This is a genomic window from Chelativorans salis, assembly GCF_025336525.1.
GTDB classification, from domain to species: Bacteria; Pseudomonadota; Alphaproteobacteria; order Rhizobiales; family Rhizobiaceae; genus Chelativorans; species Chelativorans salis.
Genome location: NZ_JAOCZP010000001.1, coordinates 250,900 through 271,189 on the forward strand (window position 1 = coordinate 250,900; position 20,290 = coordinate 271,189).

Annotated in this window: 20 protein-coding genes; 11 read left to right on the forward strand and 9 right to left on the reverse strand. The window is 64.5% G+C overall.

Going from position 1 to position 20,290, the window contains the following annotated elements; all coding sequences use genetic code 11:
• Nucleotides 1–53 precede the first annotated feature (53 nt).
• Nucleotides 54–599, reverse strand: coding sequence for a macro domain-containing protein (locus N5A92_RS01230; protein WP_260899999.1), 546 nt, complete (start codon nucleotides 597–599; stop codon nucleotides 54–56).
• A gap of 235 nt (nucleotides 600–834) precedes the next feature.
• Here N5A92_RS01230 and N5A92_RS01235 point away from each other — a divergent pair, with 235 nt between their 5' ends.
• Nucleotides 835–1,374, forward strand: coding sequence for a glyoxalase superfamily protein (locus N5A92_RS01235; RefSeq protein WP_260900000.1), 540 nt, complete (start codon nucleotides 835–837; stop codon nucleotides 1,372–1,374).
• A gap of 16 nt (nucleotides 1,375–1,390) precedes the next feature.
• Here N5A92_RS01235 and phnF read toward each other — a convergent pair whose 3' ends face one another.
• Nucleotides 1,391–2,119, reverse strand: coding sequence for a phosphonate metabolism transcriptional regulator PhnF (phnF, locus tag N5A92_RS01240; protein ID WP_260900001.1), 729 nt, complete (start codon nucleotides 2,117–2,119; stop codon nucleotides 1,391–1,393).
• Nucleotides 2,120–2,256: 137 nt separating this feature from the next.
• On the opposite strand from phnF, the gene phnG reads away from it, so the two are divergent.
• The 9 genes from phnG (at nucleotide 2,257) to N5A92_RS01285 (ending at nucleotide 9,845) form a co-directional block, all read left to right on the forward strand.
• Nucleotides 2,257–2,730: a phosphonate C-P lyase system protein PhnG gene (gene phnG, locus N5A92_RS01245; protein ID WP_260900002.1), complete on the forward strand. Its 474-nt coding sequence runs from the start codon at nucleotides 2,257–2,259 to the stop codon at nucleotides 2,728–2,730.
• Between the two features lie 14 nt (nucleotides 2,731–2,744).
• Nucleotides 2,745–3,350 (forward strand): phosphonate C-P lyase system protein PhnH, encoded by a 606-nt coding sequence (gene phnH, locus N5A92_RS01250; protein WP_260900003.1) that lies wholly within the window; start codon nucleotides 2,745–2,747, stop codon nucleotides 3,348–3,350.
• 4 nt (nucleotides 3,351–3,354) lie between these two features.
• Nucleotides 3,355–4,455, forward strand: coding sequence for a carbon-phosphorus lyase complex subunit (locus N5A92_RS01255; RefSeq protein ID WP_260900004.1), 1,101 nt, complete (start codon nucleotides 3,355–3,357; stop codon nucleotides 4,453–4,455).
• Nucleotides 4,452–5,399, forward strand: a complete 948-nt coding sequence (locus N5A92_RS01260; RefSeq protein WP_260900005.1) for an alpha-D-ribose 1-methylphosphonate 5-phosphate C-P-lyase PhnJ — start codon at nucleotides 4,452–4,454, stop codon at nucleotides 5,397–5,399. Before N5A92_RS01255 ends, N5A92_RS01260 begins: the two co-directional genes overlap by 4 nt.
• Nucleotides 5,400–5,449: 50 nt before the next feature.
• Nucleotides 5,450–6,208, forward strand: a complete 759-nt coding sequence (gene phnK / locus N5A92_RS01265; protein ID WP_425248533.1) for a phosphonate C-P lyase system protein PhnK — start codon at nucleotides 5,450–5,452, stop codon at nucleotides 6,206–6,208.
• Between the two features lie 105 nt (nucleotides 6,209–6,313).
• The gene (gene phnL, locus N5A92_RS01270; RefSeq protein ID WP_260900007.1) at nucleotides 6,314–7,015 is read left to right on the forward strand and encodes a phosphonate C-P lyase system protein PhnL; all 702 of its coding nucleotides are present in this window, start codon (nucleotides 6,314–6,316) and stop codon (nucleotides 7,013–7,015) included.
• The gene (locus N5A92_RS01275; RefSeq protein WP_260900008.1) at nucleotides 7,012–8,160 is read left to right on the forward strand and encodes an alpha-D-ribose 1-methylphosphonate 5-triphosphate diphosphatase; all 1,149 of its coding nucleotides are present in this window, start codon (nucleotides 7,012–7,014) and stop codon (nucleotides 8,158–8,160) included. Before phnL ends, N5A92_RS01275 begins: the two co-directional genes overlap by 4 nt.
• A 12-nt stretch (nucleotides 8,161–8,172) precedes the next feature.
• Nucleotides 8,173–9,312: an alpha-D-ribose 1-methylphosphonate 5-triphosphate diphosphatase gene (locus N5A92_RS01280; RefSeq protein WP_260900009.1), complete on the forward strand. Its 1,140-nt coding sequence runs from the start codon at nucleotides 8,173–8,175 to the stop codon at nucleotides 9,310–9,312.
• Nucleotides 9,312–9,845 carry an AAA family ATPase gene (locus N5A92_RS01285; RefSeq protein ID WP_260900964.1) on the forward strand — a complete coding sequence of 178 codons (534 nt, stop codon included), beginning with the start codon at nucleotides 9,312–9,314 and terminating at the stop codon, nucleotides 9,843–9,845. The genes N5A92_RS01280 and N5A92_RS01285 overlap by 1 nt, the downstream gene beginning before the upstream one ends.
• Before the next feature lie 92 nt (nucleotides 9,846–9,937).
• On the opposite strand, the gene N5A92_RS01290 is transcribed toward N5A92_RS01285, so the two are convergent.
• The 6 genes from N5A92_RS01290 to phnC all read right to left on the reverse strand — a co-directional run bounded on the left by N5A92_RS01290 (nucleotide 9,938) and on the right by phnC (nucleotide 17,110).
• Nucleotides 9,938–12,625, reverse strand: coding sequence for a DUF2339 domain-containing protein (locus N5A92_RS01290; protein ID WP_260900010.1), 2,688 nt, complete (start codon nucleotides 12,623–12,625; stop codon nucleotides 9,938–9,940).
• 179 nt (nucleotides 12,626–12,804) lie between these two features.
• Complete coding sequence (locus N5A92_RS01295) at nucleotides 12,805–13,446, reverse strand: DapH/DapD/GlmU-related protein (protein WP_260900011.1); 642 nt, start codon at nucleotides 13,444–13,446, stop codon at nucleotides 12,805–12,807.
• Entirely contained in the window at nucleotides 13,443–14,303 is an 861-nt protein-coding gene (gene phnE / locus N5A92_RS01300) for a phosphonate ABC transporter, permease protein PhnE (protein WP_260900012.1), read from the reverse strand. The genes N5A92_RS01295 and phnE (N5A92_RS01300) overlap by 4 nt, the downstream gene beginning before the upstream one ends.
• A gap of 2 nt (nucleotides 14,304–14,305) precedes the next feature.
• A complete protein-coding gene (gene phnE, locus N5A92_RS01305) occupies nucleotides 14,306–15,226 on the reverse strand; it encodes a phosphonate ABC transporter, permease protein PhnE (RefSeq protein WP_260900013.1) in 921 nt (306 codons plus the stop codon).
• Nucleotides 15,227–15,296: 70 nt separating this feature from the next.
• Nucleotides 15,297–16,208, reverse strand: coding sequence for a phosphonate ABC transporter substrate-binding protein (gene phnD, locus N5A92_RS01310; RefSeq protein ID WP_260900014.1), 912 nt, complete (start codon nucleotides 16,206–16,208; stop codon nucleotides 15,297–15,299).
• Nucleotides 16,209–16,288: 80 nt separating this feature from the next.
• Nucleotides 16,289–17,110 (reverse strand): phosphonate ABC transporter ATP-binding protein, encoded by an 822-nt coding sequence (gene phnC / locus N5A92_RS01315; RefSeq protein WP_260900015.1) that lies wholly within the window; start codon nucleotides 17,108–17,110, stop codon nucleotides 16,289–16,291.
• Between the two features lie 355 nt (nucleotides 17,111–17,465).
• Here phnC and N5A92_RS01320 point away from each other — a divergent pair, with 355 nt between their 5' ends.
• Nucleotides 17,466–18,446 carry a glycoside hydrolase family 25 protein gene (locus N5A92_RS01320; RefSeq protein ID WP_260900016.1) on the forward strand — a complete coding sequence of 327 codons (981 nt, stop codon included), beginning with the start codon at nucleotides 17,466–17,468 and terminating at the stop codon, nucleotides 18,444–18,446.
• A 30-nt stretch (nucleotides 18,447–18,476) separates the two neighbouring features.
• Here the strand turns inward: N5A92_RS01320 and N5A92_RS01325 are convergent, their stop codons facing one another.
• Nucleotides 18,477–20,051: an OpgD/OpgG family glucan biosynthesis protein gene (locus N5A92_RS01325; RefSeq protein WP_260900017.1), complete on the reverse strand. Its 1,575-nt coding sequence runs from the start codon at nucleotides 20,049–20,051 to the stop codon at nucleotides 18,477–18,479.
• Nucleotides 20,052–20,290 lie beyond the last annotated feature (239 nt).

Here is a 20,290-nt window from a genome sequence, read left to right on the forward strand (position 1 = left end):
CGCCGGCCCACGCCTGATCAGGCTTATGCGGTCGGCCGGTGAAGACGGGGCTGTCAGCGCGCGCGGCGGCCCACCGCTTTAGAAGTCTCTGCGGCGAATATCTGAACGAGAGCCTCGTTCGTCAGCACGTGCCTGACGACCCGCATGGATTCCGCCCGGACTAGCGCCTCGGCCACCGCCGCGCAGGCGACAGGCGCGGCCTCTTCCACCGGATAGCTGAAAGCGCCCGTGGAGAGCGCCGGAAAGGCGAGCGATCCGATGCCCCTCGTGTCCGCCAGCGCGATGGCCGATGCATAGCACCGCGCCAGCAGTTCGGCTTCCGGCTTGTCCACACCGTAAATCGGGCCGAGGCAGTGGATGACATGAGTGTTGGGGAGCCGGAAAGAGCCAGTGATCACCGCCTCTCCGGGCCGGATCGGAGCCAACGGACGGCAGGCCTGCGCCAGTTCCGGTCCTGCCTTGCGGTGGATGGCACCGGCCACCCCGCCGCCGGACATCAACTCGGCGTTCGCTGCATTGACGATGGCATCCATATCCCTCTGCTCGGTAATGTCGCCGACGACGATCTCGATCGCTGCATTTTCCAGTTCGATACGCATCCGTCTTTCCTTTCTGCCATGCTGCGGAAAGCGCGCTTCTGCCCATAGTTTTCCGTCGACAAAGGCCGTTTGCAACCGCTACTACTGCCGACGGCCCGAGGCGGCTGGCAGCCTGCGCTCCAACAAGGGAGCATGGCGAATGCCTCGATGACGCTTCCTGACCGTTTCAACGTCGGGCGAAGACGTCGGCAATGCGGGCACTGACGAAGACTTCGCCGCGACGAAAGGAACGGAAATGCGCGACTATCGCGATGCGAAGGCCATGGCAAAGGCTCTCCGGGAGGCGCTTGCCGCCCGCGAACTGACCATCACCCACAGTCAGGCGCTGGAGATCGTTGCCCATCAATTCGGGCTGGCGAACTGGAATGTCCTGTCCACGAAGATAGAAACGTCTACAGAAGGCGATGCCGTCGCCTTCGAGCGGGCGGTTCCAATTGTGCGGATTTTCGATGTATCGAAGGCCCACGAGTTCTATCTCGGGTTCCTCGGCTTCTCGGTGGACTGGGAACACCGCTACGGAGACGGCTTCCCGCTGTATACGCAAGTCTCGCGCGACGGCTTGAAGCTTCACCTCTCCGAGCACGCGGGCGATGCCACGCCAGGCGTCAACATGGTCGTTTACATGAAGGGTGTCCGCAGCTTCCATCGGGAGCTCACGGAGAAAAACTACCGTTACATGAAACCCGGGCTTAGGGACGAGGGAACGCGGCTTGAGGTCGAAGTCATCGACCCCTTCAACAACCGCATCCGCTTCATGGAACTCAAGGAAGGTTGACCGGGGCAGCCAGCGTCTACCCCGCCAGCATGTCCACCAATATCTGCACCCGGCCCGAGGCGAAGCGGGTCTGGCCGAACTCGACGGGCGTGCCGTTGCCGTCGACATTAACGGCGTCCAGGCACAGCACGGGGGTCATGCGGGCGATCCGCAGGTGGCGCATCTCGTGCGTGTCGGGCAGGCGGGCGGTGATCCTGGTGGATTTGCGCAGGTAATCCTCGACGCCGAGGCGCCGGAACATCGGCGTCACCCCACGTTCGGCCTCGAAGGCTTCGAAAAGGTGGGGGAAGCGTTCGAGCGGGAAATGGTGGGCGGCAAGGCTCACGGGCTGGCCGTCCACCATACCCACTGTCTCGATGAGTGCCACCGGGGCGCCGGGACGAACGGCGAGCGCGTCGGCCACCGTCTGGTCAGCCGGCACGCTGGCCGCGCGCAGGCAGGTGCCCGATGGGGTCTTGGCCTGGCGGCGGACGATCTCGGAAAAGCGGGTGCGCTTGCTCAAGGGATAGTCGACGATATCTTCCTGCACGAAGGTGCCACGCCCCTGCTCGATGCGGATGAGGCCGAGATCCTGCAGCGAGGCGACGGCGCGGCGCACCGTGTGGCGGTTGACACCGAAGCGTTGCGCCAGTTCCGCCTCGGTGGGCAGCCGGTCGCCCGGCGCGTGGACGTTCTCGTGAATTTCGCGGGCGATGGAGTCGGCGATGTACTGCCAGAGGGGCGACCCCGAGGGGCGTGTTGTCATTTCGGCGTCTCCGGTTAAAATCGTCTGTCCTGTCATGTCGCCGTAACGAAGCGGGGGCATAAGGGAGGCGTTCGGGAAATCGATCATAACTTCTGTGATCATAAAGGTATAGACGTTTATATGAATAGGTCTGCGCGATGAATGCACAAGCGAAAGCGGCGCCCGATCCGCAACCGACGCGGGCGCGGTGGATGAGCACGCTCGCCCGTGCCACGAGCACGGAGCTCGAAGCGGCGTGGGAGAAGATCGAGGAGCACCCACGCTATGCCCTGCTGCGCCAACCGGAGACCGGGCTGGTGATGGTGCGCGGACTGGCCGGTGGCACCGGCAGTCCGTTCAACCTTGGAGAGATGACGGTGACCCGCTGCGCCGTGCGGCTCGCCGACGGTACGGTCGGCCACTGCTATGCCGCCGGGCGCGACAAGCGCAAGGCGGAGCTGGCAGCGGTTTTCGACGCGCTGATGCAAGGCGCGGAGGCCGGAAGGGTCGAAGAGACGGTGATTACGCCGTTGGCGCGCCGGCAGGCGGCGGAGCGGGAACGCGTAAGCCGCAAGGCGGCGGCGACCAAGGTCGACTTTTTCACCATGGTGCGGGGAGACAATCCGGGATGAGTGACGGAAATCCAATGTTGACGGCCCCCGATATGGAAGGGCTGAAGCCGGGCTTCAGTGAGCCCGTATTCGAGGCGCAGGTGGCCTTCCGCACAGTGCTCAACGCCATGTCCTACGCGGGACGCGTGCACGCGCTGGAAACGAAGCTCGACCCGCCGGCGCCGCTCGATCCGGCGATGGCGGCACTGGCGCTGACGCTGTTCGATTTCGATACGCCCGTGTGGCTCGATGCAGCCGCCGCGGATGGTGGTACGCCCGACTTCCTGCGCTTCCATTGCGGAGCACCGCTAGTCGCTGCCCTAGGCGAGGCGCGCTTTGCGGTGGTCGCGGATCCTTCAAAGATGCCGCCGTTCGACCGCTTCGCCATCGGAGAAGACCGGTATCCCGACCGATCCGCAACACTCCTCATCCAGGTGCCGTCGCTGACGGGCGGCCCCGCCATGGCCTGGCGCGGCCCAGGCATCGACGGGGCAACCACTGTCGCCATTGCAGGCCTGCCGGCGGATTTCTGGGCGCAGTGGGCGGACAATCACGCGCTCTATCCGCTGGGGGTCGACGTCGTCTTCGCCGCTGGCCGAGCGCTCGTCGGCCTGCCGCGCGGCATTCAGGTGGAGGGCTGAGGCCATGTATGTTGCAGTCAAAGGCGGCGAGCGGGCCATCCTTAATTCGCACAAGCTCATCGCCGAGACCCGACGCGGCGACGGCCAAGTGCCGGAACTTTCGGTGCGGCAGATCGGCGAGCAGTTGGGGCTTGCCGTCGACCGGGTGATGACGGAAGGCTCCGTCTACGACAGGGAACTCGCCGCGCTCGCTATCAAGCAAGCGCAGGGCGACCTTGTGGAGGCGATCTTCCTCCTGCGGGCCTACCGCACGACACTGCCGCGCTTCGCCGTCTCCGAACCGATAGACACTGCCACGATGCTGGTGCAGCGGCGCGTCTCGGCGGCCTACAAGGATATTCCCGGCGGGCAGGTGCTTGGCCCCACCTACGACTACACGCACCGCCTGCTCGACTTCGCGCTGGCGGCGGAGGAAGGGGTCGGCCTACCCGAGGCGCCGGAGGCCGAGGCGCCGCTGGACGAAGGCATGCCGCATGTGGCCGACATCCTCGATCATGAAGGGCTGATCGAGGAGGAGCGGCCGGACAGCGAGGGCGCCGAGGTGTTCGACCTCACCCGCGAGCCCATGTCCTTCCCCGCCGGGCGCGATCAGCGGCTGCAGAACCTGGCGCGCGGCGACGAGGGTTTTGTCCTCGCCCTCGGCTATTCCACCCAACGCGGCTACGGCGGCAACCACCCCTTCGCCGGCGAAATCCGCATGGGCGAGGTGAGCGTCGAGATCGTACCGGAGGAACTGGGCTTTGCCATCGACATCGGCGACGTCGTCGTGTCCGAGTGCCAGATGATCAACCAGTTCGAGGGTTCGAAGGAGAAGCCGCCGCAGTTCACCCGTGGCTATGGCCTCTCCTTCGGCCACAACGAGCGCAAGGTGATGGCCATGGCGCTCGTCGACCGCGCACTCCGGGCGCGCGAGATGGGCGAGACGGCGATGTACCCGGCGCAGGACGAGGAGTTCGTCCTCTACCACGCCGACAACGTCGAGGCTGCGGGCTTCGTCTCGCATCTCAAGCTGCCGCACTATGTCGACTTCCAGGCCGAGCTGAACCTCATCCGCAAGCTCCGCCAGGAACACCAGGACCGCCTCGAGAAGGAAGCCGCCGAATGAACGCCGTCGCCAAGAAGGCCTCCTGGGACGAGGCTTACAACTTCGCCTATCTCGATGAGCAGACCAAGCGGATGATCCGCCGCGCCCTCCTGAAGGCGGTGGCCATTCCCGGCTACCAGGTGCCCTTCGGCGGCCGCGAGATGCCGCTCGCCTATGGCTGGGGCACCGGCGGCATGCAGGTGACGGCGAGCGTCATCGGCCCCTCCGATACGCTGAAGGTGATCGACCAAGGTGCCGACGACACCACCAACGCCGTCTCCATCCGCCGCTTCTTCAAGCGCGTGGCGGGTGTGGCGACGACGGAGGCGACCGAGGAGGCGAGTGTTATCCAGACGCGCCACCGCATTCCCGAGAAGCCGCTGAAGGAGGGTCAGGTGCTGGTCTATCAGGTGCCGCAGCCCGAGCCGCTGCGCAAGCTGGAGCCGCGCGAGACGGAGACGCGCAAGATGCACGGCTATGCCGAATACGGGCTGATGCACGTGCGGCTCTACGAGGACATCTCCCGCTTCGGCCACATCGCCACCACCTACAGCTATCCGGTGATGGTCAACGGGCGCTACGTCATGTCGCCCTCGCCGATCCCGAAATTCGACAATCCGAAGATGGAGAACAACAAGGCGATCCAGCTCTTCGGCGCGGGACGCGAAAAGCGTATCTACGCCATCCCGCCCTATACGCGGGTCAAGAGCCTCGATTTCGACGACCATCCCTTCGAGGTGCAGCGCTGGCCGCAGGCCTGCGCGCTGTGCGGAGCGCGGAACAGCTATCTGGACGAGGTGGTGCTCGACGACAAGGGCGGGCGAATGTTCGTATGCTCGGACACGCACTTCTGCGCCGACCGGCAGGAAAAGGGGCATCGCGGCCCCATGGCCGCCGATCCCGCAGCCCGCGCCTTCGCCCGGTCCTCCGAGACGAGCGAACAGAAGGAGGATGACGGACGATGAGCGCGCTGGTCCTTTCCGAATCCCTTGGCACCACCGTGCGGCAGCCGCTGATGCGGGCCACCGGCGTCAGCAAGTCCTACGGCGATACGATCGGCTGCTTGGACGTTTCCTTCACGCTGCATCCGGGCGAAGTGATCGGCGTCGTCGGCGAGTCGGGCTCAGGCAAATCCACCCTCCTCAACGTGCTCTCCGCGCAGCTTCCGCCGGACGCCGGCACGGTGGAATACGACCTGCGCCACAGAGGCATGAGCGACATCTTCCGGCTCTCCGAGCCCGACCGCCGACGGCTGATGCGCACGGACTGGGGCATCGTCCACCAGAACCCGCGCGACGGCCTCAGGATGGACGTCTCGGCCGGCGGCAACGTGGGCGAGCGGCTGATGGCGATCGGCGCCCGCCACTACGGCGAGATCCGCGCCGAGGGGCTCGACTGGCTCGCCAAGGTGGAGCTGGATGCCTCCCGCGTCGATGACAAACCAAAAACCTTCTCCGGCGGCATGCAGCAGCGCCTGCAGATCGCCCGCAACTTGGTGACGCGCCCGCGGTTGATTTTCATGGACGAGCCGACGGGCGGCCTCGACGTCTCGGTGCAGGCGCGCCTGCTCGACCTGCTGCGCGGGCTGGTGCGAGAGCTTGGCATCGCCGCCATCGTCGTCACCCACGATCTTGCCGTAGTCCGGCTCCTGGCCGACCGCCTGATGGTGATGCGGCACGGTCGGGTGGTCGAGGAAGGGCTTACCGACCAGGTGCTCGACGACCCGCACCACCCCTACACCCAGCTCCTCGTTTCCTCCGTTCTACAGGTTTAGGAGGTGGATCGCACGGATTGGATATGGCACGGCCCCGTCGCGCCTAGTGAATGGGCGCCATCATCTCCAATTCGCCAAACCACCTCAAAGCCGAGGGACCAAGACATGGCACCAATGATTTCAGTCTCCGCTCTTTCCAAGGAATTCACGCTGCATACTCAGGGCGGTGCGCGTATTCCAGTCTTCGACCGGCTCGACCTCGAGGTGATGGCCGGCGAATGCGTGTGCCTGCACGGGCCGTCCGGCACCGGCAAATCGACGCTCCTGCGCTCGCTCTACGCCAACTACAAGCCGTCCTCCGGCCACGTGCGGGTGCTGCACGGGAAGGACATCGTGGAACTTGGCAGCGCCGAGCCCTGGCAAATCATCGAGGTGCGCCGCCGCACCGTCGGCTACGTTAGCCAGTTCCTGCGCGTCATCCCGCGCGTGCCGGCGCTGGAGGTGGTGGCCGAGCCCGCGCGGCTTGCCGGCGTCCCGGAGGCGGAGGCGCAGAACCGGGCGCGCACCCTTCTTAAGCGCCTCAACATCCCCGAGCGCCTCTGGAGCTTGGCGCCGACCACGTTCTCCGGTGGCGAGCAGCAGCGCGTCAACGTCGCCCGCGGCTTCGCGCTGGACTATCCCATCCTGCTGCTCGACGAGCCGACCGCCTCCCTCGACGCGGCAAACCGGCAGGTGGTGGTCGAACTCATAAAGGAGGCGAAGGCACGAGGGGCGGCCATCGTCGGCATCTTCCACGACATGGAAGTGCGCGAGGCCGTGGCGGACCGGCTGTTCGAGGTCACGGCCTATCGGAGGGATGCGGCGTGAGCGGCGAGTTGATCCTGACCGGCGGGCGCATCGTGCTCGATGACGCGGTGATCGCCGGCACGGTGCAGATCGTCGACGGCCGCATCAAGAGCGTCGACATGGGCGGCACGAGCTTGCCCGGCGCGATCGATCTCGCGGGAGATTATCTCCTGCCCGGCCTCGTGGACGTTCACACGGACCACTTGGAAAAGCATGTCTTCCCGCGCGCCCATGTGCGCTGGAACATGATGCGCGCGGTGATGTCTCACGATGCGCAGATTGTCGGCGGCGGCGTGACGACGGTCTTCGATTCGCTGTGCGTCGGCGCCACCGAATGGAACTCGGAGCGGCGCGAGATCCTCGGTCCCATGATCGACGCTCTGGAGTTCGCCGGCACCAACGGCATGCTGCGGGCCGAACACTTGGTGCATCTGCGCTGCGAGATCACCGACGAGGAGACGCCGGCGCTCGCCGAAGCCAATATCGACCGCGAGATCGTGCGGGTGGTTTCGGTGATGGAGCATGTGCCGGGCAAGCGCCAGAGCCGCGACATCAGCGGTTATGTAGAACGCCGCATGGCCGAGAGCGGCAAGTCGCGCGCCGTCGTGGAGCGCGAAATACGTGCGTTTCTTGAAGAGATGGAGGCCAATTCGGCCGAGGTGCGTGCCACCGTCGTCGCGCTGGCGAAGGACCGCGCCCTGCCGCTCTTCAGCCATGACGACGCCACGCTGGAGCACATCCATATGGCTCTCGACGAGGGCATCAGGGTGGCCGAGTTCCCGGTGAGCCTGGAAGCGGCGCGCGAGGCGCGCTCCAAGGGCATGCTGACGGTGGCCGGCGCTCCCAACATGCTGCGTGGCGGCTCGCAGTCGGGCAACGTGGCGGTCCACGACCTTCTGGCGGAGCGGCTGGTGGATATCCTCGCCTCCGACTATGTGCCCCGCTCCATGCTCGACTGCGCCTTCATGGTGGCAACCGAGCGGGAACTCGACGTCGACCTGCCCATGGCGGTGCGCATGGTGACCAGCGCGCCGGCGCGCGCCTGCGGGCTGGACGATCGCGGCGAGATCCTGCCGGGCTTGCGCGCCGATCTCATCCGCGTTCATCTTGTCGACGATTTTCCCGTGATACGGTCCGTCTGGCGCAACGGGCGCCACGTCAACTGATTCAGGTCGAAAATGTCAAACCTTGCTGTCGGTAACGCCGCCCTCGTCCTGCGCGACGAGATCATTCAGGGCTCGCTAGAGGTGCGGGACGGCCTGTTCGCCGAGGTCGACGGCGGCTCCGGCCTGCCTTCGGCGGCGGTCGATTTCGAGGGCGACTATCTGTTGCCGGGCTTCATCGAAGTGCATACGGACAACCTGGAAAAGCACCTGCAGCCGCGGCCGGCCGTCATGTGGCCGTCGAGCGCCGCGGCCGTCCTGGCGCATGACGTACAGATCGCCGGTGCCGGCATCACCACCGTCTTCGACGCGGTCGCCGTCGGGGAATATTCGGCCGCCAGCGCCCGCCGTCAGATGATCGCCAGCACAGTCGAGACCGTCGGCAATCCGGCCATGCGTACGGTGCTCAAGGCCGAGCACCTGCTGCACCTGCGCTGTGAATTGGCCGATCCCGCCGTACTGGACATCTACGAACCGCTGGCCGACAACCCGCTCGTCCGGCTGGTCTCGCTGATGGACCACACGCCGGGCCAGCGTCAGTGGGCCGACCTTTCCAAATGGCGCCAGTTCAACCGCGACAAGAAATGGACCGACAAGGAGTTCGAGGAGACGGTGGAGCGGCGGCGGGCCGAGCAGGAAAGGCATGTCGGCCGTCACCGCAGGGCCGTGGTCTCGCTCGCCCGCGAACACGGCACCGTGCTCGCCAGCCACGACGACACCACGCCGGAGCATGTCGAGGAGGCGGCGGCCGACGGCATCTCGATTTCGGAATTCCCCACCACGCTTCAGGCCGCCGATCACGCCCGCGAGCACGGCATGAAGGTGGTGATGGGCGCGCCCAACATCGTGCGCGGCGGCTCCCATTCCGGCAACGTCTCGGCGGTCGAGCTCGCCAAGCGCGGGCTGCTCGACGGCATGTCTTCGGACTACGTGCCGTCGAGCCTCATGCAGGCGGTCTTCCAGCTCAGCCGCGAAGAAGAGATCACCCTGCCGGAGGCAGTGGCCATGGTCTCGTCCAGTCCCGCCGGCATGCTCGGCCTCACCGACCGAGGCAGCATCGAGACCGGCAAGCGTGCCGACTTCTCCCGCGTGCGGCTCGTCGATGGTGTGCCCGTGGTGCTCGGTGTCTGGCGGCAGGGACAGCGCGTGGCGTGATGAAGCGCATCATGATCGTCGGCGGGCCGGGCTCGGGCAAGTCGACGCTCGCCCGCAGGCTGGGCGAAGCGCTCGACCTCCCGGTCTTCCACTTCGACCACATCCACTGGAAGCCAGGGTGGACGCCGCGTCCGGACGAGGAGAAACAAGCGCTGGTCGAGGAGATTATCGCCGGTGAAACCTGGGTCCTGGAGGGCAACCATTCCCGCTCCTATGTACTCAGGATGGCACGCGCGGAGATGCTCGTCTTCCTCGACCTGCCGCGCCGGCTGAGGATGACACGGCTCCTGCGCCGCTGGCTCAAATACCGCGGCCGCACCCGGCCGGACCTGCCGGAGGGTTGCCCCGAACATCTGTCGCTTGAGTTCTTACGCTGGAGCTGGAACTGGGACCGCGCGAAGCGGCCGACCGTGCTGCGGCTCGCCGAGGAGAGCGCGGACAGGTTGGTGATCCATATCCTGCGCTCGCCGGCGGAGGTGCAACAGTTCGTGGAAGATGCGGGCTCCCGCAGCGCCAGGCTCAGGACTCGTTGATCGGCGCCAGAAGATAACGGTCGCAGCGACGCAGATCGCCAAGATGAAGGTGTGGACGCATGGTCATAATGCCGTTGCCATGCAGCTTCGTCTCACGCTATGCGCTCCTCCGGTTCCGGCGGATTAGCGGACGCCCGCGTCAGCAAACGCTGATACAACAGCCCGATGCCGATCAGGACGATGCCGAGCCCGATGAAGGAAAGTGCCCGCCACACCCCGTCGAGCCCCGCCATGTCGAAGAGGAACACCTTGGCGACGGCAGCCAGTACGAAGACCGCCGAGGCGAGCCTGATCATGCGGGACTGCCACCTGAGGCCTACCAGCAAGAGGGCGATGCCGAACAGAAGCCAGGCGGCCGAATAACTGTAGAGTTCCGCGTCCGTGGACACGCCCCTGTCGAGGTGGGGCCTGTGGAAATACGCCCGGACTTCGAGCGAGATCCAGACGAAGATCAGGGCGCCGCCGAGCCAGCCCGCGGCCAGCCGGTACCATTGGGGACGTTCCGCACCGGTCCATAGCGCGATGGCCGCACACAGACAGGCCGGCAGCAGGTAAGCGACAAAGAGCAGGTTGAAGACCAGCCCGCGCCCTATGGGCTCACCGGTGAAGAGCGGATTGAGCGTGAAGAGGTGAAATTGCGCGATGGTGGCGAAGCTGACGATACCGAATGCGAGGCTGGCAAAACTCAGTACAGGGCTGTGGGAGATCCGGTCGAGCCTTTGCGCGGCCAGCGCGCCCGCAAGCAGCACCAGCGTATGAAGGCTCCACTCCCTCAGCGTATCGGCCGGCGCGTAAAAGTCGCCGCCATTCATGGCATGGTGAATGAGAACGGCTATTGCCACGAGTGCCGCGAAGATCGCCAGTGCCTCGAAAGCCTGCTGAACCCAGTCCTGGACAGTCCGGCCGAGCGACCAGGCGCAGTAGCCGAAGGCAAGCGTCGGGACGCCATAGCCGTAGAGGAGGGCATTGAAGACCGGCGTTCGGCCAAGGCGATCAACGCCGACAATGGTCGGCTCGTAGGCGATGACCAGGCAGGTCAACACAGAGACCCCAAGGCTCACCCAGGACAGGGCGGGAAGCGGCCACTTTTCGCGGACCCACATCGTACCGGCGGCAAGAAGCGCCAGTCCGACAGGCAGCCAGCCCTGCTCCAGAAGGATCGCCATGCCGGCGGCGATCGCGCCGACGGTTCCGACCGTATAGGCGGCAAGTGCAGCCTCGCGGCCGGGGCCATCGGCCGGTAGACGCCGATCCAGGAATACAAGGGCCGCGAGAAAGGCCGCGGCCAGGATCAGTGACAGTGCGCCGAAGAATACGCTCGTCTCAAACGGTGCCACGCGCAGATAGGCGATCGCGAGCAGGGCGAGCGGCGTGGCGGCGCCTGCGGCCGCAAGCGCCCAGCGCCCCGACGATCGCAGTGTGCCCCAGAGGCCCATGCAGCCGCTCAATGCGGCGAGCAGAAGCCCGACGCTGGTAAAATTCTCCGCCGAGGGATTGGCCAGCGCGGCCGCGATCCGCGACGCGGCGGCGACATGCTGCTGAAGATCGACGGGCGACAACGGCACCTGCCAGGAAAGATAGGCAAACGTCATGAGCACAGCCGCGCCGATGGCCGCCGCCGCGGCGGCCGGCCACTCGGTGGCAATCACCAGCAAGGCCGCCGCAACCACCACCAACGCGGAAAGGGAAACCGATCCGAACCCGTCGATCTGCAGCAGATAGATGATCAGGAACGCATGCAGGAAGAGCACGAGGGCTGCCGCCCAATCCTGCCGCTCGATCTCGTCACCGGCATTCCTGGGGTAGAGGCTGATGACGAAGACGAAGGCTGCCATTGCGAAGACCGCAAGGCTGTAAACCGCAAGCGCCCCGGCGTCCCAGGGGCCCCCGCTCGCGAAGGCGAGCACGTGCCCCCAGAACAAGGCTCCCCCTGCCGCGGCGAAAGCCAGCCAGAGCCACAGACGGACGCGCGCGACGCCATAGGCGGCAAGGCTGACGAAGATGCCGTAAAGCGCCAGCGGCCATACCGCCGGCTGGTCGGAGTGGACCAGGAACGGGATGATATAGCTGGCAATGAGACCATAGGATGCTACCGCCCGGCCATGCAGAACGGCAGCCACCAACGTCATGAGGGCGACAGCCGCGAAAAGCAGGAAGGCGGGGCCGGGCCCAACCATGCCGTAGAGCGCGTGGGCGGCGAAGACGGTCGCAAAAGCTGTGGTCGTACCGGCAAGCGTGAGGACGCCGGGAATATAGGGTGCCCCCTCCGCCACCTCGGCAGCGCCGGATAAGCTCCTCCGCCGCAGCCACTCCCCCGCACCCACTAGCACCAGGGCAAGCAACGCGCCCGAAGATATTCGCGCCGCCGGTGTCATAAGTCCGGCTTCGATCGAATAGCGGACGAGAAAAATCCCGCCTAGGACCAGTGCGAGGCCACCGACCCAGACGGCCCAGCGCGTGCCGATCCGCTCCTCGAGGGACTGCGGCTGCGGCCGGGGTACTTCCGGCTCGTCCTCGCGCACGCCGTCTGCCGGTGGTTCCGCCGCGACGGAGGCTGCCTTCTGGACGGACGGGACGGATCCCTTTCCCGGGTGCTTTTTCCTTTCCTCGAGAACGGTCTCGTCGACCACATCGTCACTTGGTTCCCAAGGCATCTCCTCGGGCTTCGCCGGCGCAGATGGACGATCGCCCCCGCCGCGGATCAGCTCCTGCAGTTCCCCCTCGACCGATTGCAGCCGCAACTCCAGACGTCTCGTCCTCGCAGATGCACGAACGCCCATGACTGCTCCGACGAACAGGAAGCAGAGAAAGATCGCAAACAGAAGGATTAGTGTTTCCAGAATCGAATCCAAGGACGACAACCTGCTATTTCAAATTAAAAGCAGGACCTTACAGAGTGGGCGAGCTACAGTCCACGGATATGCGCCGCGACATGGCAATGCGGTGCCCGTTCCCATGGCTAGGCGTATTTCTCGATAAACGCCTCCACGCCCAACGCCCGGATGTCCGGCAGCGCCGCCTTGAGCTTTTCGCGCGGCCAATCCCAGTAGGCGATCTTCAGGAGCGCTTCTTCCTGGGTTTCGGTGAAGCGGCGACGAAGGGGCTTGGCTGGTACGCCGCCGACGATGGTGTAGTTCGGCACGTCCTTTGAAACGACGGCGCCGGCGCCAACCACCGCACCCGTGCCGATCGCAACGCCGGGCAGGATGGTGACGCCGTGGCCTATCCAAACGTCGTGGCCGATAGTCACCCAATGGTCGCGGCGCCACTCGAAGAATTCCGCGTCGTCCTCGCCAAGGCCGTATGCGGCGGCGCGGTAGGTCCAGTGATGCTGGCTGACGCGCCAGGTGGGGTGGTTGCCCGGATTGATCCGTGCGCCGCGGGCGATGGAGCAGAACTTGCCGATGGTGGTCCAGACGATGTGACAGTCCTCTACCGCATAGGAATAGTCGCCCATCGAAGACTGCATCATGGTGGTGCCGGCGCCCACCTCCGTCCAGGCGCCGAGATCGCAGTCGATGACCCGGGCGGTCGGGTGGACCGTGGGCGCTTCACTGAGTCCCTGCTTCCCGGTCGGGCCTTTCAAGAGCGCTTCACTCAATGCACATTCTCCGTCTTGCCGATGATCCGCGCCCTGAGGCGGGCGGAGATGGCGTCGATGATATAGACGGTGAGAATGATGAGGAAGATGATCGTCCAGGCTTCCGGCCAGCGATAGGCGCTGATGCGGTCCGCCAGAAGGAAGCCGATGCCGCCGGCGCCGACGATGCCGAGGATCGTGCCGCTGCGGGTGTTGGATTCGAGATTGTAGAGGGTGATGGAGAGGATCACCGGCATGGCCTGCGGCAGGACCGCATAGCGGATCGTCTGTAGGGGACCGCCGCCGGAAGCCCTGACGCCATCGACCGGCTTCTTCGATGTGTTCTCAATGGCTTCGGAGAAGAGCTTGGCGCAGGTGCCGATCTCGGAGACGGCGATCGCCAGGATGCCGGCGAGCGGGCCGAGGCCGAAAGCGCGGATGAAAATCAGCGCCAGGATGATTTGCTCCACCGCGCGCAGCGCGTCGAAGCCGCGTCTGGCGGTAAGGCGCAGGAAGCCGAAGGGCATGATGTTCTTGGCGCCCAAGAGCGCCAACGGGAATGCGACGACAGCGCCGATGACGGTGCCCAGGAAGGCCATGGAGACGGTCTCGCCGAGACCCTGCAGGACCTCCGCCCATTCCCGCCAACTCTGCCAGATGTGCGGCGGGAACATGAAGGAGAAGATGCGGCCAAGGCGGCCGAGCCCTTCCAGGACGCGCATGGGCGAGAAGTCGAAGGCGTAGAGGCACCAGCCGGTGAGCGCGGCAAAAAGCACGACAAGCCCCGCACGCAAGAGCCGGACGCGAAGCGGCTTGGCGAAGGCTGCCGGCGCCAGCGCCTTCGCTTCGGCAATTGTCGCGATGTCCATATTGGCCATGATCAAACGCCCTTGCCGGTAATGCCGATGATGCGGTGGCGCAGCTTCTCGCTCAGGAAGTCGATCAGGATCACCGTGGCGAAGATGATGACGAAGAGCGCGGAGAGGTCCGTGTATTCCTGCAACGACATGGCGGTCCTGATCTCCTGCCCCAGCCCGCCGGCGCCGACAAAGCCGATGATAGAGGAGGCACGCACGTTGATCTCGAAGCGCAGCAGTGTGTAGCTGATGATGTTCGGGATCACCTGCGGCACCACACCGTAGCGGATCTGCTGGAACCAGTTGCCGCCGGCAGCCTTCACGCCCTCTACCGGCCGCATGTCGATGTTCTCGTTGGCCTCCGAATAGAGCTTGCCGAGCGACCCCGTGGCGTGCAGTCCGATGGCGAGCACGCCGGCCATCGGCCCGACGCCGAAGCAGAAGACGAAGATCAGCGCCCAGACCAGTTCCGGCACCGTGCGGATGATCTCCAGATAGCGGCGCGTGAGGTTGAGGACGAAGCGGTTTGGCGAGAGGTTGCGCGAGGCGGGAAAGCTCAAGACGAAGGCACCGACGACGCCGAAAAGGGTTGCCATATAGGCGATGAGGACGGTCTCCAGGAGGAGGCGCAGCCACGTCTGCCAGCGCCAGAACCACTCGGCGAGGTCTGCGCCGAGGCTCTCCCAGCGCAGGACGGGCAGCGTCTTTTCGAGATATTCGCCGAGGCGCGGAACCCCGGCCCAGATCTTCCACATACTGACGCGCTCGCCAGAGGCGAGCGTCACATCAGTCATGTCGAAGAAACCGCCCATGCGCGCGGTGAGGAAGAAGACGATCGCGAAGACCAATGTCGAGACGATCTGCACCCGTCGGGCGCGGGTGCGCAGTTGGGCATAGTCGAGCTCGAACCGGCGGATCGTAGGCGAAGCCTCAATGGCGGCCATCTAGAAACCCGTAGCTGATGGGGCGCCGGAAGAAGCCACCAGCGCCCAGTCCGTTTTCAGGAAAGGAGCCTCAGCCCGAGCGACGCTGCTCTTTCAGCCACTCGCGCATCTCGATGATCCACTCGTAACGCGGATGATCGACGGTAACGAACCCCTTGCCCGTCGACGTCTCGCCGCCGTCCATCTCGCGGAAGGCTTCCGGATCCTTCTCGGGCACGGCCAGCACGGCCTTCTGCATTGCCTCGATCAGGTCCTGCGGCAGGTTGGCGCGCGCCGTGAAGGGGCCGGAGGTGATCTCGGGCGACTCCCAGATGGGGCACACGACATCCTCGTCGATCATGCCCTTGGCGACCATGCGCTGCGGAATGCCGTTGATCTCGTTGTTCTGGTAAGTGGCAGCGGCGTCATACTGGCCGTTGACCACGCCCTGCACACCCGTCTCGTGCGCACCGGAGAAGGGAACGGCGCTGAAGAACGTCTCGGGCTCGTAACCCTGCTTGACCATGTTGAAATAAGGCACGGCATAGCCGGAAGTGGAGTCGGGATCGGCGAAGGCCAGCACCTTTCCCTCAAGATCGTCGAGCGACGTGTAGCCGGAATCGCAGCGCACGACGACGATGGAGTAATAGCCGGTGGAGCCGTCTTCCTGCTGCTTGGTGGTCAGCGGAATAACACCGCCACCGGTTTCCGTATAGGCAGCCGCGTAGGCGGAGGAGCCGAGGAAGGCAAACTCGATCTGGTCGGCGGCAAGCGCCTGGATGACGCCGTCATAGGAACCGGCCGTGAATATCTCGACCTCGACGCCCAATTCCTTCTCCAGATAGTTCTCGAAGGCGGTATAGCGGGCGATGCGGTCCTTCTCGTTCTCGCTCGACAAGACACCGAAACGCAACGTCTTGTACTGATCCTTCCACCCTTCCGCCGCCGCATTGGCGGGAAGGAAGCCAGCGATGAGACCGGCAGTGATGACTATATGCTTCATCGGGTGCTCTCCTGTTGTCGATAGGGGCCGTGTCCACGACAGGCCGGCCCGGCCTTCAATTTCACTGCGGGTGAAAGGGATCAGGCGGCTTCCGTCTCCAGCGCCGCATGCTTGCGCGCGGCGGGGATCGCGGTAGAGGTAACGAGCTCGTCGATATCCGCCTCCAGGCCGGCTTCCCCGTAGATCCCGCGCACCCGGGCCTGCGTCAGTTCACGAGCGGCGCCGTCGAAATGGACCCTGCCGGCACGCATGGCGACGATGCGGTCGCAATAGCTGCGAGCGGTATCGAGGGTGTGCAGGTTGACGAGCACGGTGATGCCGTCCTCGCGGTTGATCACCTTCAGCGCATCCATCACCCGCGTCGCGTTGGCCGGGTCGAGCGAGGCGATCGGCTCGTCGGCCAGAAGGATCTTCGGGTTCTGCACCAGCGCCTTGGCGATCGCCACCCGCTGCTGCTGGCCGCCCGAAAGCGTGCCGGCCCGCTGCAGGGCCTGGGGCACGAGGTCCACCCGATCGAGCGCCCGGATGGCAGCGGCGCGGTCCGCCTCGCTGAAATGAACCGCCATGGAGGACAGGAAGCCCTGGTGCGCGAGGCGCCCGATCAGGACGTTGGTCAAGACGTCCATACGCTCCACCAGATTGAACTGCTGGAAGATCATGCCGCAGGAGGCGCGCCACAGGCGCAGCTCGCGGCCCCCGAGGCCGGTAATATCGCGACCACAAAAGGCGATCCTGCCCTGCGTCGGGTCGATCAGGCGGTTGATGAGGCGCAGCAGCGTCGACTTGCCTGCGCCGGAACGGCCGATGACACCCACCATCTGGCCCGGCGTGATTTCCAAGGAGACTTCATCGACAGCCGAAATATCTCCGAACTTCTTCGTGATTCCATCAATCTCAAGCATCTCAACGCCTCCCACTGCGTCGATATGGTCATAATTGGATTATTACTAATAGTAAGTACTTACGTTATTTCGCTCTGTGATCTGAATAGACCATACAGGCGCAATATGACAGTGGTATTTCAGGTGATCCGGATCAGTGGATAAGTAAAACTTATACAAATACCGGATTGGTATAGATGGAGGCGTGATGGGCTGAGGCGCTCGACGGCCGATGCGAGGCGGCCGCCGCAACAGGCCCGCGGTTCGTCCTTATGGTTAAAGTTAGGATTTAGTTTTTCTTGGTAATTTCCCGTTAGCAATGCACGCAAGGGGCCGGCTTTGTCGCCGGTCCGTTTTGTTCTGCGTACAGGTGCTCATGCGTTTCCCAGGCTTGCCAGCAGTCTTCTCCGCCTGCATCGCCGTTATCGGCTGCACCTCCAACGGCCCGAGCGTGGACGATCTTCTTGCGCGGCCGTCGCAGGAGACAACGAGTTCCGTCACAAGGCAGGACAATGTGGTACCACCGGCAGCGATCGGCTCAGCATCCTCGGACGGAAGAGAGCCGCAACAGATGCTGGCGATGGCGCCGTCCGATCCCGCACCGGAAGTCATGACGGCCGCGTTTGCAATGCCGACGCCGTCGGTAAAGCCTTCCATGCGCGGGCAGATCTACAAGCAACGTTTCCGCGATGCCAAGCCCATCAACTTCGGCTCCACATCGCCGGATTCGCTGGCCGTACACGGCGTCGACGTCTCGCGCTGGCAAGGCGAGATCGACTGGGCCACGCTGCGCGCGCACGGCGCAAACTTCGCCTATATCAAGGCGACGGATGGCGGCGACCACCTCGACCCGATGTTCAAGAAGAACTGGCGTGCCGCCGCGGAGGCAGGCTTGAGGCGCGGCGCCTACCACTTCTTCTATTGGTGCCGGACAGCCAGCGAACAGGCCGACTGGTTCATCCGCAACGTGCCGAAGGTGCAGGGAGCACTGCCGCCCGTTCTCGATGTCGAATGGAACGGTACCTCCCGCTGCAAGAAGCGTCCGTCGCGTAGCCAGGTCCTGGAAAAGATGCAGGTCTTCATGGACAAGCTGGAGAGGCACTACGGCCAGCGCCCGATCATCTACACCGCACCGGACTTCTACCGCGACAACCTGCGCGGCGAGTTCTCGGACTACCCGTTCTGGCTTCGCTCGGTGGCCGCGCACCCCTCCAAGGTTTACCCGGATCGGAAGTGGCTATTCTGGCAATATTCCGGCTCCGGCCTCTCGAACGGCGTCGACGGCAAGATCGATCTCAACGCCTTCCACGGCGGCGAAGACGAATGGCACCGTTGGATCGCCGCGCATGCGGGCTGACCGGCACCGTCCAGCGTTTCCGCCCGCGTTTCACGACGGATTTCCGTCGCCCCTTCGCCACTGATACATCCAGGTCTCGGAGAGGCGGCGGTCTTCACTGTTCAGGAAGGCGCTGATCTCGACGGGATCACCACCGTTCGGCCGGACGTCGACTGCAAGCCGCCATGTATCGTCCAGGACCGGCGAGACGGTGGAGTGCTCTATTTTGCCGTTGCCGACACTGATGCTCGCCGAGATGCCGGGGTCGTCGGAAAACTTGCGCAGGATATCCCCCTCGAAGTCTATGACGAATTTGCGCACCGCCTTGTCGACCTTGTCCTCCTCGAGACCGGAGACGCCGCCGATCCCGGTCCTCAGGCCGAGGACGCGAGCCATGCCATCCCCCCGCTCTCCGATCGCGCCCCAGGTCAGCCGGTAGCTGAACTCCAGTGTGCGGCCGGGCGTGAACTCACCTTCCGGAACCCAATAGGCGACGATGTTGTCGTTGATCTCGAGGCTGGTCGGAATCTCGATGAGATGCACGAAGCCCTTGCCCCACTCGCCGAGCGGCTCCACCAGCAATGAGGGGCGCCGGTGATAGGCGGCTCCACCGTCCTGATAATCCTCGAAATTCCTGTCCCTCTGGAAAAGCCCGAAGGCTTCCGGGTTCTCCTCCTCGAAAAAGGAATTGGCGAGCACGGAGGGGTTGTTGAGGCTGCGCCAGATCTCCTCCCCGCCGGCGCGCACGATCTTCAATCCGTCGCTGTCATGGACTTCCGCACGATAGTCGTCGAAAGCTCGGCTGTTGTTTTCGCCAAAGAAGAACATGGAGGTCATCGGGGCGATCCCGAGCCGTTCGACCTTGCGGCGCATATAAAGCCGCGTCGTCACCTCCATCTGCGTGTTGTCGCCGGGCATGATGCGGAATGCATAGGCGCCCGTCACGCTGGGCCCGTCAAGCGCCGCGTAGAGCGTGACGTCTTTGTCGCGGTGGCCTGGAAGCTCGATATAGAAATCCGTGAAGCGCGGAAACTCCTCGCCTTTCGTCGTCGCGGTATCGACCGCTATCCCCCGCGCCGACAGTCCGTAGACGTTGCCGCGTCCGAGCGCGCGAAAATAGCTCGCCCCCAGAAAGGCAACGAGCTCGTCCATGATCTCGGGGTCGTTGAGCGGATGGTGCAGCCGGAAACCGGCGACGCCGGGCATGGAGAGGCCCTTGAAACGGTCTGCCTTGAGCGGCGGCCGGTACTCAAAATCATCTCCACTGAATACAAGAGGTCTGGCAGCGCCGCCTTCCACTACATGGAGGTTCACCGGCTCCTTGAACAGCCAGCCCAAATGAAATGCCTGCAGCCCGAACGGCGCCTCACCTTTCCATAAGGCGCGCTCCGGCCGATAGCGGATGGCGCGATGCTGATCGTAGGTGAGGTCGGCCAATATCTTGGGCAGATCGGCACTCGGCGCCTCGTAAGGCTCGGTCGCCCGCGCCTCCATCGCCTCGCTCAGTATATCGAACGAAAAAGGTACGGCCTCATCACGGGTCTTGGGTGCCCCTTCGGAAGCCAGCGCCCGGGAGGTCTTCAGCGAAGCGGAAGAGCTCGACAGCACGCCGAATACGGCGCTCAACAACAGGGTCCTCCGGTGCATCACCTACCCCTCACCCAGTTTGGCTGCTTTTCAGCAATGAAATAGCTGAGAGGTTCCGGCAGTTCTCATAAACTTGCAATAAGGCCGTTAACAAGCCGACTGAAGCCGGGGGGCCGCGCATGCTCATTTCCCCAAGAAAGTGCATTTCCGAGCATAAAATTGATATCAACATTCGGATTTTCACAATTGATTTTCAAGTGTAACTCTTCAATTCCTCT

Coding starts and splice junctions, on each gene's coding strand:
- N5A92_RS01230 (WP_260899999.1), bottom strand. CDS start 599: ATGCGTATCGAACTGGAAAATGCAGCGATCGAGATCGTCGTCGGCGAC.
- N5A92_RS01235 (WP_260900000.1), top strand. CDS start 835: ATGCGCGACTATCGCGATGCGAAGGCCATGGCAAAGGCTCTCCGGGAG.
- phnF (WP_260900001.1), bottom strand. CDS start 2,119: ATGACAACACGCCCCTCGGGGTCGCCCCTCTGGCAGTACATCGCCGAC.
- phnG (WP_260900002.1), top strand. CDS start 2,257: ATGAATGCACAAGCGAAAGCGGCGCCCGATCCGCAACCGACGCGGGCG.
- phnH (WP_260900003.1), top strand. CDS start 2,745: ATGTTGACGGCCCCCGATATGGAAGGGCTGAAGCCGGGCTTCAGTGAG.
- N5A92_RS01255 (WP_260900004.1), top strand. CDS start 3,355: ATGTATGTTGCAGTCAAAGGCGGCGAGCGGGCCATCCTTAATTCGCAC.
- N5A92_RS01260 (WP_260900005.1), top strand. CDS start 4,452: ATGAACGCCGTCGCCAAGAAGGCCTCCTGGGACGAGGCTTACAACTTC.
- phnK (WP_425248533.1), top strand. CDS start 5,450: ATGCGGGCCACCGGCGTCAGCAAGTCCTACGGCGATACGATCGGCTGC.
- phnL (WP_260900007.1), top strand. CDS start 6,314: ATGGCACCAATGATTTCAGTCTCCGCTCTTTCCAAGGAATTCACGCTG.
- N5A92_RS01280 (WP_260900009.1), top strand. CDS start 8,173: ATGTCAAACCTTGCTGTCGGTAACGCCGCCCTCGTCCTGCGCGACGAG.
- N5A92_RS01285 (WP_260900964.1), top strand. CDS start 9,312: ATGAAGCGCATCATGATCGTCGGCGGGCCGGGCTCGGGCAAGTCGACG.
- N5A92_RS01290 (WP_260900010.1), bottom strand. CDS start 12,625: ATGGGCGTTCGTGCATCTGCGAGGACGAGACGTCTGGAGTTGCGGCTG.
- phnE (WP_260900012.1), bottom strand. CDS start 14,303: ATGGCCAATATGGACATCGCGACAATTGCCGAAGCGAAGGCGCTGGCG.
- phnE (WP_260900013.1), bottom strand. CDS start 15,226: ATGGCCGCCATTGAGGCTTCGCCTACGATCCGCCGGTTCGAGCTCGAC.
- phnD (WP_260900014.1), bottom strand. CDS start 16,208: ATGAAGCATATAGTCATCACTGCCGGTCTCATCGCTGGCTTCCTTCCC.
- phnC (WP_260900015.1), bottom strand. CDS start 17,110: ATGCTTGAGATTGATGGAATCACGAAGAAGTTCGGAGATATTTCGGCT.
- N5A92_RS01320 (WP_260900016.1), top strand. CDS start 17,466: ATGCGTTTCCCAGGCTTGCCAGCAGTCTTCTCCGCCTGCATCGCCGTT.